The sequence below is a fragment of the uncultured Ruthenibacterium sp. genome (genome assembly GCF_963558415.1).
In the GTDB taxonomy this organism is placed as follows: domain Bacteria; phylum Bacillota; class Clostridia; order Oscillospirales; family Ruminococcaceae; genus Ruthenibacterium.
In genome coordinates this window covers 1-12,576 of record NZ_CAUWGY010000067.1, presented here as the reverse complement: position 1 = coordinate 12,576, position 12,576 = coordinate 1, and the positions used below count along the sequence as shown (strand labels likewise).

Sequence of the window (12,576 nt, the reverse complement as noted above, 5' to 3'; positions counted from 1 at the left end):
TATAAGGAATGTCGTAATTGTTTTTTACCTGCATGACCTTATCTCCCACGCGCAGAATCTTCTCCCGTATTTGAATCTGCGGACGACCGGGTCCAGGCGGATTTAATCGTTGCTGCAAAGCCGCGTTCAAAGCTACTGTACCTAAAGGGCCAATTTTACTTGGACATAATACTTGAATATCCTCAAACGGATCGAACCCATAGCTTTGGGGCAAACGACGACAAACTAGATCACACACCAATTCAGCGCATGCTTCCCCATCGGACTCCAGCATAAAGAAGTCGCTGTCAATTCCACCTTTCTGCGGCGGTTGGCCCGTCACAATTCTGTGCGCATTAGACACAATCATACTCTCTGCGGCCTGACGGAAAATTTCCGTCAAACGCACGGTCGGCACCAATCCGGATGCAATCACATTGCCTAAAACATTGCCCGCACCAACACTGGGAAGCTGATCCTCATCGCCTACCATAATGATTTTACAGGTTGGCTTCAATGCTAGAAGAAGACTTTCAAAAAGCATGTCATCCACCATGCTCATTTCGTCGATTACAATTACATCGTATCTTAAAGGATTCTTTTCGTGGTGGATAAATCGGACCCGATCGCTATCGGAATGATCTACTTCCAACAGGCGATGAATCGTCTTTGCCTTTCTTCCGGTCAACTCAGACAGACGTTTGGCCGCACGACCAGTAGGTGCGGCCAGCGCAACCCGGTCACCACATTGTTCGAACACCGCCAACATGGCGTTTACCGCCGTAGTCTTACCGGTTCCCGGTCCACCCGTCAAAACCAACGCATTGCTTTTGAGCGCAGCAGTAATGGCCTGCCGTTGAAGAGGTGCGTAATGAATTCCTTGGATGTGTTCAATCTGATCCACGAGCTTGTCCTTTTTTCCTTCGTCAGGCAAAGGTAGCTTCATCAAAGTGCGAAGGTGCGCCGCAATATTGCGTTCTGCCCGCAAATAATCCGGAAGGTAAATTGCCTGCATCTTTTCAGTCTGCACACTTCCCAAATCTCCCGAATCCAGCATCTCAAAAAGCGTCGATTGAATACTCTCCGGTTCTACTCGCAAAAAAGATGATACTGCATCTCTCAGCTTATCCGCAGGCAGACACGCATGGCCATTTTGCAGATTGTGGCGAAGAACATATTGAATCCCCGCACGAACACGTTCTTGAGAATTGTATTCAAAGCTCATATTCCGGGCAATTGCATCCGCAACCGAAAAGTCCTGATATGCCGGATATGCACACAACACATAGGGGTCCCGGTTGATGATATCCACTGTATCCGGTCCGTAGTGACGGTACATGGCTACCGCCGTAGCCGTAGACAAATTATAGCGAGCCAGGCAGTTAATCGCTTCGCGAACTCCATACAAACGTTTGAATTCCTGAGAAATCGCCTGTGCTTTTTCTGCACTGATTCCTTTTACCGCCGTGAGACTCATAGGTTGACTAGCGATAATTTCCAGCGTATCCTCTCCGAATAAGTCCACAATCCGACCAGCCATGGCTTTTCCAATGTATGGAAGTACCCCGCTGGCAAGATAGCGACGAATCGCTGTCGCCGTTTCCGGCAGACGCACCTCATACGCTTCTACCCGCAATTGCTCTCCAAAATTAGGATGTGTAACAAAACGTCCATGAAGCGTAACTTCTTCTCCCTCGGACACATCTTCCATATCTCCCACAGCAGTAAACAAAACACCGTCGCTGGAAAATTCCAGCACGGTGTATCCTGTATCCTCACTGCGGTAAACAATGTTCTCCACTGTGCCGAGCAGTGTTTCCATTTCCTGCTCCACAAACGTCTCTCCTTCCTATGCGTCCTGCTTTTTCCGTGGAAAGATTGCCAACTGCGCACAAACTGTATCTCCGACTGTATCCGGAGAAGCAAACACTACGCCTTTCAATCCCGGCTCCAAACGCACCAGATCCATTTCCTTTTCACACAGCACAATCACACTGCTCTCCGGAAGCCGCGAACGCACATTCAGCACATTGCTCCACATTTCTTCTGTAGAACCAACTGCCAAAAGCACCACCGCATTTTTCAATTTCCCCCGCCGGAACAGAGCACCCGCTGCCAGTTCAAGCAAATAATACACACCCAGTGCCGCAAACATAGTTACGACAATCAGCAGCACTCCACTTCGCATTTTCTGCACCGCCTCTCTTTTACAGGTTTACCCCACCATATGAAAACAAGAGAAAAAGTGTGCAAAATTCACTTTAGAGATCACGGTTTGCTTGTTTTTCCAAATAATCATGAAGTTCTCCCCGTGCCTCTAAACAACGCATGTCTTCAACCATCTCATCGTAAAAATGGCGCATATCTTTCAGCGTAACATGAAAGCAAAGTTCCTCATTCCCATAAAAGGCCTGATCGCATTTATGATACTGTTCCATCCGCGCCTTACGCCCGGCCTCACTGGCAGGCTGTACAAAAATACTGGTTGCTCGCCGGATATCCGGACCTTCTTTGTGTATCCGCTTTGCATGTTGCCAATACCGCAACCACATTGCCCAGTCCTCGTGCGCATCCAATGATTCATCCAGACCGCCATACTCCTCAAACAGCCTTTTGCGGAACAAAACAGACTGAATGGGAATACAGTTCATTTGGCACATTCGGAACAACGTAATATGATCGAATGTCATATTCTGAAGAGCCGTCTGCGCTTGTTCCAGCGTACCAAATAACGCCATAGAACTTCCCAATACCATATCTGCCTGAGGATGTTGCAAAAGCTCGGTCATCAATAGCTCAACGTGGTCCGGATAAAAATAATCGTCGTCATCCAAGAAATTCAGATATTCTCCCTTAGCCAAAGCAGCCGCACGATTCCCATTGGCCGAACGCCCATGACGCCGACCATCGTTGCAATATACAATCCGCAAATCCTGAAATTCTCTTTCCAGCATTTCTTTGGAAGCAGGTTCACCATCTTCAGCAACCAAAATTTCCAAATTATCCCAAGTCTGATTACGAAGAGAACACAGAGCTCCTCGTAAAACCTCCGGTCTTCCACAAGTGCGAACAATGATCGAGACAAGAGGCTTGTCTGTTCGTTCCAACAAAGGGAGAGGGTGCATTCCCCGGTCCGGAGAAAAGCCGCCATCAAAACGGGCGGTGTGTGCTTTCCACAGATCTTTGTTTTGAAACCGCCAAAACAAGAAAGGCCACATCTGCAAAAAATGCTTCAGATAATTTTTCAGGAACACCCTACGCACACCATCAAAATGCATTGGATGCATTAGCGCATTTAAATACATTTTATGGCCATTCCAAATATCACGAAAGCTTCCATATTTATAACGCAGGAGAAGATTGCCATAAAAACTTCCGGCATACTCAGAAAGCTTTGGCGCTCCATTCTGATAGCAAAAATGTGTTACACGCGCCTTCGGTACGTAAATCAGACTCCAGCCGCAAGCCCGCAGACGCCAGGAAAGATCCACGTCCTCGCAATACATAAAAATATGCTCATCAAACCCGGCAACCTGTTCCAATGCCGTACGACGCACACAAAAAGCTGCTCCACTCGCCCAACTAGTCTCTAACGTGACCGGATCCACGTGATGGCCTGTCTCGCAAGGAAGCTGTCGACATTCAAAGCCGCCTGCACTTGGATGTTCTTGAATCGATTGGTCCAAGGCCCTAAAAACATCCGAATCCACTTGGGTGTCCACATTTAAGAAAAACACAAAAGGTGCCTTACCTTGTTGCGTTCCCCTGTTACAAGCTGTGCCAAACCCCAAATTCGCTTCATTCTGAACAATTGTAAATTCCCCAAAAATCCCCTTTGCTTTTTCTTCGCAGAGAAACGCCAGGGTCCCGTCTGTTGAACAGTTGTCCACAAAAATCAAATGAAGTTGTTTTTTGTCATAATTCGTGTTTTTAAGGGCTTCAACACAACCCGGCAACCAGCGCTCACTGTTGTAGCTCACAAGAACAATGTCGTAACGCATAAGGTCGCTCCTTCCCCTTTTCAAATCAAAAGTAGTATACCACAAAAGGAAGTCTTGGAAAAGGCGGCTTTCTCCAACGAGAAAGCCGCCTTTATTTTTCATTATTTCTGAAGCGCTGCCTTTAGCTCGTCCACACGGTCTGTATTTTCCCACTTTACGCCCAAATCTTCACGTCCCATGTGGCCATAAGCCGCCAGTTTCCGATAAATGGGGCGCCGGAGATCCAAACGTTCAATGATGGCCGCCGGACGCAGATCAAACACCTTTTCCACAGCCTTTTCAATTTTTTCTTCTTCTACCGTGGCAGTACCGAATGTGTCCACTCGAATGCTGACCGGCTGTGCCACACCAATGGCATAAGCCAGTTGCACTTCACAACGGGTCGCCCAACCGGCGGCTACAATATTTTTGGCTACCCAACGTGCCGCATATGCTGCGGAACGGTCCACCTTTGTAGGATCCTTTCCGGAAAAAGCACCGCCGCCATGACGACCCATACCACCGTACGTATCTACAATGATCTTCCGTCCGGTCAAACCTGTGTCACCCTGCGGACCACCCACCACAAAACGACCGGTGGGATTGATGTAGAATTTGGTATTTTCATCCACCAATTCTGCAGGCAAAATTGGCAAAATCACTTCTCGTTTGATGTCCTCGCGCAGAGTTTCCATTTCCACTTCTGGAGCATGTTGACTGGAAATGACAACAGCATCAATCCGAACGGGAGTCTCTCCATCGTATTCCACTGTCACCTGGCTTTTTCCATCTGGACGCAGATACTCCAAAATGCCCTCTTTTCGAACTTGGGTCAGCCGACGGGACAATTTGTGCGCCAACGAGATGGGCAACGGCATCAATTCCGGTGTTTCTGTGCAAGCATAACCAAACATCATTCCCTGGTCACCTGCACCACCCGGATTTACACCCATAGCAATATCCGGAGACTGCTCGTCCACATTGGAAATGACTGCACATGTATCTGCATCAAAACCGTACTTGGCGCGGGTATAACCAATGTCGCGTACTACGTCACGCACAATTTTCTGAAAATCCACGTAACATTCCGTCGTAATCTCACCCATGATATGCACCATTCCTGTAGAAGCTGCTGTTTCACAGGCTACACGGCCATTGGGATCTTCTGTCAAAATCGCATCCAAAATTGCGTCTGAAATTTGGTCGCAAATTTTATCGGGATGGCCTTCTGTGACAGATTCGGATGTAAACAATTTTCTCTGAGACATAATTTTAGTCCTTTCTTTTTGTAAAGAGCGCCGAAAAAGAAGAGCCCGGCAAACACCGGGCTCAAAAGCTTATCTTTCGGTGTTACCCGCAGGATTTGGCACCTTACCGCAAGGCAGGTTGTCGGACTTCATAGGGCCTGTTCCCTCCGTCGCTCTTGATAAGAAGATATTCAATTTGCACAAGTATTGTAATACGCACCTTTGCCTTTGTCAAGCCTTTTCCTTAAAGACCACACGGCTAACAGACTTATATACGATGTAAGTCACCAGACTGTTGATTCCAGCTTTGGCCAGATTGAACGGGATAATGGCCGGAATCAGCATTTTAATTACATCCCCCACCGTAGAACCCATGAACAATGGAGTAAACACCAAATTGCATAGACACATAACAACTGTCATTGCCAACGAACCGACCACAAGCGCCATTATGGCCCCTCTACGCGTGCGACGACGCTGATAGATACTGCCCGCCAAAATAACGAAGGTACCTGTTGCCAAAATATGCATCACTATGCCAATCGGACCACTGCTGGCGCTGACCGTAATCCCCTGAATCACGGCAGCCACTACAGTAAGGCCCAATCCCGCCCAGGGGCCAAACAAGAACGCCCCAATAAAAATGGGAATATCCGCGGGATCATATTCCAAAAATGGAGCTGAAGGAATCAGCGGGAAATGGACAAAAGCCACCAAAACAACGGCGACAGCAGCAAGAAGTGCCTGAGTAACCAGCTTACGAGTGTTTCCAGAAAGTGTTGTGGACATAATACGAACCTCCAAAAATTTTTTGAGGCCCGTTTCGGGGGAAGCATTGAGGTGCACACAAAAACGCCCTTCCGCTGAATGCGAAAGGGCGAAACCATGCAATTGCACCGTTGTTTCTTTCATCCGGACTGCGTCCGAGTATGTACCCGAACTTCACCGTCGGCCCCGGAATTTCACCGGATCAGCGTCTCATAAAAAGACGGTCGCGGGCTATACCGCCGGTGGGGAATTTCACCCCGCCCTGAAACAGACTATTAATAGTATATCATATGCACTCTAAAAAGCAAGTGTCTGTTTTTATCTTGGTGTATAGTTGCTTTTATGGTATACTGAAAAAAAACACAGTGAGGATTTTACAATGACGATCGAACTGGAATTAAGAGACTTTATTTATGCCGGCGGGACATTGGTTCTATTTACGGTAATTGCCGTTGTTGTCCGTTGCCTTATCTTTCCTGCTTTTATCAAACTTTCAAACCGTTTGAGTCGTCCCAACATCGAACTGATTCAACGCGCTTTTCAAAGACCCATCTTTTTTCTGATTCTGCTAACAGGAATTTATTTCTGTCTGCTACTGCTTCCATTTGAATGGCTGAAGAGCGGTGGTATTCCTACATTGCTTCAAAAGGCATATAACATTGGCTCCATTCTTCTTTTGACGTGGGGATTTTTTTCCAGTTGCCAAGTGGTCCCTCAATTTATTCAAGGCTTTGGAATGAAATTCGATTTTGGAACCGGAAAAGCACTGGTTAACTTCATCACGCGCATCTGCCAAGTAGTGGTCATTCTCATTTCTGCTTCCACGATTCTCGGAGCAGTAGGATACGATATTAACGGTGTTTTGGCCGGACTTGGATTGGGCGGCCTGACATTTGCTTTGGCTGGCCAGGACCTTGCCGGAAACTTTTTCGGCGGACTTGTGATCGTGGCAGAACAACCTATGGAAATTGGAGACTGGATTTCTACTCCCGATGTGGAGGGCAGCGTGGAAGACATCACGCTTCGTTCTACGAAAATACGCACACTGGATGGTGCTCTGACCATCGTTCCGAACAGCAAATTAACCAGCACTCCCATCACAAACTGGACCCGCATGAATAAGCGTCTCAGCCAGTTCAAACTTGGACTTTTATATTCTACGCCCAAAGATGTTCTAACCTCTGTAATGAACGATATCCGTTCTATGCTGGAAAACGACCCCGCCGTTCAGGAAGATACCGTGCAGGTTCGCCTATTGGATTTTGCTCCCAGTTCTATTGATATCACCGTAATTTACTATACAAAATGCACCGCAATCAAAGATTACCGTGCTGCCAAAGAGGAAATCAACTTGCGGATTATGGAAATTTTGGAACGTAATGGAGCGCAACTTGCTTATCCGTCCCAAAGTATCTATTTTGCCAAAAACACATAAAAAAAGTCCCGCCAAAAGGCGGGATTTTTTTATTTCTTTAAATCATAATAAAACATATATTGCTGCAAAATTCCCGCACAGCCCCGGTACTGTTCCAATGGGAACCCCTTTGGGTAATGCGAACTTAAAATCTGGCGGATATGTGTATCAATCGGGAAAGCGTCCACATGATGTAATCCAAACAGGCAAATACAATCCGCCACTTTGGGACCAATCCCGGGACATTTCATCAACGTCTGATGAGCCTGTTCATAAGACATCGTATAAAGCTGTTCTGGTTGATAGTCAGAAAAGAACTTTCCAGCACCAATCAAATACTTTGCTCGATAGCCTACGCCTAAAGCACGCAAATCTTCCTCTGACATTGCTTTCAACTGCGACGGAGTAGGAACGCGCCCGTCCGTTAGAGCAAACAGATCTCGCACATTTTTTCGAATACGGGGAATGTTACTATTTTGGCTTAGAAGAAAGGTAATGATTATTTCCCACACATCTTGACGCAAAATTCGAAGCCCTTCTCCATACCGAACAGCCTCAGTAAGATAGCGATCTTTTGAATCCACACGCCCGATGATTGCTCCGTAATCTGTGCTCAAATCAAAATAGTCCGACCAAATATCTTCAAACTCCTGTTGTGAACAGTTGAATTGAAAAGTATGATCTTTTTGAATCACCTGTACCTCATGATTTCCATGGGGAATTCGGAAACCACCTTGAGCAAGCATCTCCCACCGAAAGCATTGTCCCGACTCGTAGATTTGTGTTAAATTACAATTTTTAATATCGATTGTTACCATATTTCCTCACTCTCGTGCAAAACCGCGCAAAAGTGCAATTTCTGCGGCCCACCCGGCGTCGTCGTTCGGCGTCTCCAGGACAAAAGGAAGTTCGCGCAAAGCCGGGTGATTCACTATCCTTTGAAATGCCTCTACGCCAATCTTTCCCTCTCCAATACGTGCATGACGATCCTTATGCGAACCTAGAGGATTCTGACTGTCATTAGAATGAATCGCCTTCAATTTATCCAGCCCAATCACCCGATCAAATTCAAAAAGCACTTCATCCAAACTGTTTACAATATCATATCCGGCATCCCATACATGACAGGTATCCAAGCATATGCCCACCTTTTCAGGAAGCTGCACCTGATCTAAGATTGCTCTTAATTCTTCAAAAGTACCGCCGACCTCACTTCCCTTTCCTGCCATGGTTTCCAAAAGAACGGTTGTTTGCATCTGTGGCCACAAAACCTCATTCAACAATTGGGAAATCAGAGCAATTCCCTTTTCCGCACCCTGCCCCACATGGCTTCCTGGATGAAAATTGTAATAGTTCCCTGGCGTATACTCCAATCTTTCCAAATCCTCTTGCATAGACCGGCAAGCAAAGTCCCGCAAGTCCGGCTTAGCTGCACAGGCATTATACGTATAAGGCGCATGCGCTACGATGGGTCCAAAGTTATTTGCTTTTGCCAATTGGTTGTATGCCGCAATATCCTCTCTGTCCAGAGCTTTTACCGTACCGCCTCTGGGATTGCGGGTAAAGAAGGCAAACGTATTCGCCCCCAATTTCAACGCTTGCTTGCCCATTGCGCAGTATCCTTTGGAAGATGAAATATGACTTCCAATATAACTCATAAAAATGTTCCTCGCATTCTTTGGGATAACGGCCATTCGCCGCGCCTGTATTATACCACAGCTTTGTATTTCTTTCATCTCTATAACTTCTATGAAGGTTCAAACATTTGAACTCGTCCTTCGCTCTTCAACCATCTTTACAAACCACTCGACTGTGCCCGGGTCCTGATGAGAAAAGAAAGAGCTTTTCTCTTGATCCATTTCCGATATAGCCTTCATATCTTCACTGCTCAGTTCGAAATCAAACACATTAAAATTCTCTTGCATACGCTCTAAGTGCGTAGATTTTGGAATCACTACTATGCCCCTCTGTAAATGCCATCTCAAAATGACTTGCGCCGGAGTTTTTTTGTATTTTTGACCGATTTCCAGCAGCTTCGAATCACCAAAAATTCCGCCGCGTCCTTCACCGAACGGAGCCCATGCCTCTGCCTGAACGTGATATTTATCCATCCATTCTTTGGCTTTGGTTTGCTGGTGATGCGGATGAATTTCCACTTGATTGACCATTGGCCGAATGCGTGAAAAACTGGCAAGATCCACAAGACGATCCGGATAAAAATTGGAAACACCAATTGCTCGCAGCTTTCCCTCATCATATAAATCTTCTAAAGTGCGATAAGCACCATAATAATCGGAAAAAGGTTGATGCAACAACACTAAATCCAAATAATCCGTTTGTAACTTGCGCATTGATTCCAATACGCATTCCTTTGTAGCTTCATATCCATAATGCTCTATCCACACTTTTGTTGTCAGAAAAATTTCACTTCTCGGTATACCGGATTTTCGAATAGCATTTCCCACCTGTTCCTCATTAAAATAGCTTTGAGCGGTATCTAACAACCTGTATCCGGAATGAAGCGCCTCCAATACACAGCATTCACATTCTGACGGCTGAATCTGGTAAACGCCATATCCGAGCATTGGCATTTTAACACCATTCGAAAGAATTACATATTCCATTACAGCATCCTCCCATTTTTCTTTCTTGCTTTAATAAGCCACCGGTGGTATTCTCAGTGTATCATCCGGTTGTTACTACCGGTCAAGTTTTGATTTGTTAAATTACTGTGAATATTAGGAGGACCATTGCATGCTATATTCCATGAAAACAGTTTGCCAAAGTACCGGAATGACTTATGAGACTCTAAAATTTTACTGTAATCAGGGACTTGTTCCTAATGTGAAGCGGGATGCAAGAAACCGACGTATTTTCGACGAACAGGACATAGCCTGGATTCAAAGTCTGGGCTGTTTAAAACGGTGTGGCCTTGGAATTCGGGAAATGCAACATTACGTACAACTTTGCTTGCAAGGACAAAGCTCCATTCCGGAGCGGCAAAAAATTCTTGCTCAAAAAAAGGATCTTTTGTTGAAACAGCTCGAACAAATTGAAAGCGCGCTGAATTACATCGACGAAAAGCAAACGTTTTATGATGAGGTTTTGACCGGAAAAAGGCCCTATCGCAGCAATCTTACGCAGACAAACTGATGCAAAAAGTCACCCCTTTTGCTGCCTTTCACCGGTGGGATGACTGTTTGCGTTTAGTAAAAAAATACTTTTTATATTTCATCGTACCTGAAGGCCGGCCGATATTTTCTTCCCGTATATGTTGGCCAATGTACTCTACCTATCTTATTATTTTTTTATTATCGTGTCTTCCATTGACGTATTTTCTTTTTTACAATATAATGTCTCTATTAGATATATTGGAGGTGTCTATGGAACATCTTATTTTGGGTCTTTTAATTCTTTCTCCCATGACTGGATACGAAATACAACGATTCATCAAACAAAATCTTTCACTTATTTGTTCCCACAGCGCTGGAAGCGTGCAAATAGCACTTTCCAAACTTCAACGAGAAAATTACATTGCTGCGCATGACACTATGGAAGGGCGGCGTCATAAAAAGACTTTTTCTATAACGGAACAGGGACGCACCACATTTTTTAATTGGATAGCTCAGCCCATGCAAGTTGGAAAAGTAAAGAATATGGAACTTTCACGTTTATTCTTTCTGGGATTGGCCGCTCCCCAAGAAAGGGTAGCTGCCATCCAAGATTACATTCGCCAAATAGATGAAATGCAAAAAGTCTTACAAACGATTCAGCAACGTTTCCAACAAGCGCAGGAGCTTGCGCTTCCACCCGAGCAGGATTGGAATTCCATTCTCCAGTTCCAGGGATATACCCTTGCGTATGGTATTGCTGCCGCTCAGTTTGAGAGAGACTGGTACAGTCACCTGCTTCAAAAAATGGAGGAATCTTTATGAAAATACTTGTCCTAAATGGTAGCCCCAAGGGAAAGAATTCGGCCACTGTTCATACAGCGTTCTATTTGCAGGCACTTCATCCAGAGCATGAATTCACCTTTCTTCCCGTGGGACAACGTATCAAAAGCTATGAAAAAGATTTTTCACCTGTTCGAAATGCATTGCGAACAGCAGAACTTATTTTGTTTTGCTACCCCGTATACACCTTTATTGCACCTTATCAACTTCATCGTCTTATCGAATTGATTAAGGCGGACGGAATAGACTTGAGCGGAAAATTTGCCTCACAAATCACCACATCCAAACATTTTTATGACGTGACTGCGCATCGTTATATTGAAGAAAACTGCTGTGATTTGGGCATGAAAGTTGTGCGGGGGCTTTCGTCTGATATGGAAGATCTTTTATCCGAACAGGGACAACGCGAGGCACAGATGTTTTTCGATCAGTTGATTTTTTCCTGTGAACACAAACTTTTTGTTACTCCTCCTGTCTCAGTTCCTGAAAAGGAGAAATTAATCTACCAACCTCAGTTAACGCCTAAACCTAAAAAAAGTGGTCGAGAAGTTGTAATCGTGACCAATTGCGCCAACGATGATATAAATCTGCAAAATATGATTTTGGATCTGCGCGCTGCGCTTCCCTATTCCAGCCGTGTAGTCAATTTGAGAGACTTTCCCTTTGACGGGGGATGTCTGGGATGTTTTGGGTGCGCGGTCACTGGAAAATGTGTTTACAAAGATGGCTTTGACGAATTTCTGCGCCAAGAAATTCAAAGTGCTGATGGATTCGTATACGCTTTTACAATCGCAGATCATTATACTCATTCCAGCTTCAAATGTTTTGACGACCGCCAATTTTGCAATGGCCATCGCACGGTCACCCATGGTACACCAATTGCCTATCTAATCAGCGGAAATTATCGGTATGAACCCAATTTACGCATGATTGTTGAAGCACGCAGTGAAGTTGGCGGCAATTACCTTGCTGCAGTCGCCACCGATGAGGAAGACACCACACTCTCTATTCGTACGTTGGCCGAAAGCTTGAGCTTTGCGATGGAGAAAAAGCTCATGCGCCCAGCGAATTTCTATGGCGTTGGCGGAATGAAGATTTTCCGGGATTTAATCTATGTCATGCAAGGATTGATGAAAGCCGATCATCGCTTTTATAAAAATCATGGAATTTACGATTTCCCGCAAAAGCAAACAAAACGCATCTGGCAGATGCGTTTTGTAGGAGCGCTGCTGGCC

The 12,576-nt window shown here is 45.4% G+C and carries 12 protein-coding genes and 2 riboswitches; of the genes, 4 read left to right on the top strand and 8 right to left on the bottom strand.

Going from position 1 to position 12,576, the window contains the following annotated elements; translation table 11 throughout:
• From AB5H98_RS10285 to AB5H98_RS10265, 5 genes are all read right to left on the bottom strand, one after another.
• Nucleotides 1-1,813, bottom strand: a 1,813-nt coding sequence (locus AB5H98_RS10285) for an AAA family ATPase (protein WP_367925813.1), incomplete at its 3' end; no start/stop codon positions are given.
• Nucleotides 1,814-1,828: 15 nt separating this feature from the next.
• A complete protein-coding gene (locus tag AB5H98_RS10280) occupies nucleotides 1,829-2,167 on the bottom strand; it encodes a hypothetical protein (protein ID WP_367925812.1) in 339 nt (112 codons plus the stop codon).
• 73 nt (nucleotides 2,168-2,240) lie between these two features.
• Nucleotides 2,241-3,980, bottom strand: coding sequence for a glycosyltransferase (locus AB5H98_RS10275; protein WP_367925811.1), 1,740 nt, complete (start codon nucleotides 3,978-3,980; stop codon nucleotides 2,241-2,243).
• A 101-nt stretch (nucleotides 3,981-4,081) separates the two neighbouring features.
• Nucleotides 4,082-5,227 (bottom strand): methionine adenosyltransferase, encoded by a 1,146-nt coding sequence (metK, locus tag AB5H98_RS10270; protein WP_367925810.1) that lies wholly within the window; start codon nucleotides 5,225-5,227, stop codon nucleotides 4,082-4,084.
• A gap of 66 nt (nucleotides 5,228-5,293) precedes the next feature.
• Nucleotides 5,294-5,392: riboswitch (SAM riboswitch) on the bottom strand.
• A 45-nt stretch (nucleotides 5,393-5,437) separates the two neighbouring features.
• Entirely contained in the window at nucleotides 5,438-5,995 is a 558-nt protein-coding gene (locus AB5H98_RS10265; protein ID WP_367925809.1) for an ECF transporter S component, read from the bottom strand.
• A gap of 107 nt (nucleotides 5,996-6,102) precedes the next feature.
• Nucleotides 6,103-6,248: riboswitch (FMN riboswitch) on the bottom strand.
• Between the two features lie 105 nt (nucleotides 6,249-6,353).
• Between AB5H98_RS10265 and AB5H98_RS10260 the strand changes: the two genes are divergently transcribed.
• Nucleotides 6,354-7,409 (top strand): mechanosensitive ion channel family protein, encoded by a 1,056-nt coding sequence (locus AB5H98_RS10260; protein WP_367925808.1) that lies wholly within the window; start codon nucleotides 6,354-6,356, stop codon nucleotides 7,407-7,409.
• 29 nt (nucleotides 7,410-7,438) lie between these two features.
• Here the strand turns inward: AB5H98_RS10260 and AB5H98_RS10255 are convergent, their stop codons facing one another.
• From AB5H98_RS10255 to AB5H98_RS10245, 3 genes are all read right to left on the bottom strand, one after another.
• Complete coding sequence (locus tag AB5H98_RS10255; RefSeq protein ID WP_367925807.1) at nucleotides 7,439-8,206, bottom strand: DNA-3-methyladenine glycosylase; 768 nt, start codon at nucleotides 8,204-8,206, stop codon at nucleotides 7,439-7,441.
• 6 nt (nucleotides 8,207-8,212) lie between these two features.
• Nucleotides 8,213-9,046 carry a deoxyribonuclease IV gene (locus AB5H98_RS10250; protein WP_367925806.1) on the bottom strand — a complete coding sequence of 278 codons (834 nt, stop codon included), beginning with the start codon at nucleotides 9,044-9,046 and terminating at the stop codon, nucleotides 8,213-8,215.
• A 99-nt stretch (nucleotides 9,047-9,145) separates the two neighbouring features.
• Entirely contained in the window at nucleotides 9,146-10,012 is an 867-nt protein-coding gene (locus AB5H98_RS10245) for an aldo/keto reductase (protein WP_367925805.1), read from the bottom strand.
• A gap of 130 nt (nucleotides 10,013-10,142) precedes the next feature.
• On the opposite strand from AB5H98_RS10245, the gene AB5H98_RS10240 reads away from it, so the two are divergent.
• The 3 genes from AB5H98_RS10240 to AB5H98_RS10230 form a co-directional block, all read left to right on the top strand.
• A complete protein-coding gene (locus AB5H98_RS10240) occupies nucleotides 10,143-10,541 on the top strand; it encodes a MerR family transcriptional regulator (protein WP_367925804.1) in 399 nt (132 codons plus the stop codon).
• A gap of 230 nt (nucleotides 10,542-10,771) precedes the next feature.
• Nucleotides 10,772-11,323 (top strand): helix-turn-helix transcriptional regulator, encoded by a 552-nt coding sequence (locus tag AB5H98_RS10235; protein ID WP_367925803.1) that lies wholly within the window; start codon nucleotides 10,772-10,774, stop codon nucleotides 11,321-11,323.
• Nucleotides 11,320-12,576, top strand: a 1,257-nt coding sequence (locus AB5H98_RS10230) for an NAD(P)H-dependent oxidoreductase (protein WP_367925802.1), incomplete at its 3' end; no start/stop codon positions are given. The genes AB5H98_RS10235 and AB5H98_RS10230, both read left to right, overlap by 4 nt.

Bases quoted from the DNA above. Each gene is read 5' to 3' on its own strand.
- AB5H98_RS10240 (WP_367925804.1), top strand. From the start codon at position 10,143: ATGCTATATTCCATGAAAACAGTTTGCCAAAGTACCGGAATGACTTAT.
- AB5H98_RS10260 (WP_367925808.1), top strand. From the start codon at position 6,354: ATGACGATCGAACTGGAATTAAGAGACTTTATTTATGCCGGCGGGACA.
- AB5H98_RS10275 (WP_367925811.1), bottom strand. From the start codon at position 3,980: ATGCGTTACGACATTGTTCTTGTGAGCTACAACAGTGAGCGCTGGTTG.
- AB5H98_RS10265 (WP_367925809.1), bottom strand. From the start codon at position 5,995: ATGTCCACAACACTTTCTGGAAACACTCGTAAGCTGGTTACTCAGGCA.
- AB5H98_RS10235 (WP_367925803.1), top strand. From the start codon at position 10,772: ATGGAACATCTTATTTTGGGTCTTTTAATTCTTTCTCCCATGACTGGA.
- AB5H98_RS10280 (WP_367925812.1), bottom strand. From the start codon at position 2,167: ATGCGAAGTGGAGTGCTGCTGATTGTCGTAACTATGTTTGCGGCACTG.
- metK (WP_367925810.1), bottom strand. From the start codon at position 5,227: ATGTCTCAGAGAAAATTGTTTACATCCGAATCTGTCACAGAAGGCCAT.
- AB5H98_RS10255 (WP_367925807.1), bottom strand. From the start codon at position 8,206: ATGGTAACAATCGATATTAAAAATTGTAATTTAACACAAATCTACGAG.
- AB5H98_RS10250 (WP_367925806.1), bottom strand. From the start codon at position 9,046: ATGAGTTATATTGGAAGTCATATTTCATCTTCCAAAGGATACTGCGCA.
- AB5H98_RS10245 (WP_367925805.1), bottom strand. From the start codon at position 10,012: ATGGAATATGTAATTCTTTCGAATGGTGTTAAAATGCCAATGCTCGGA.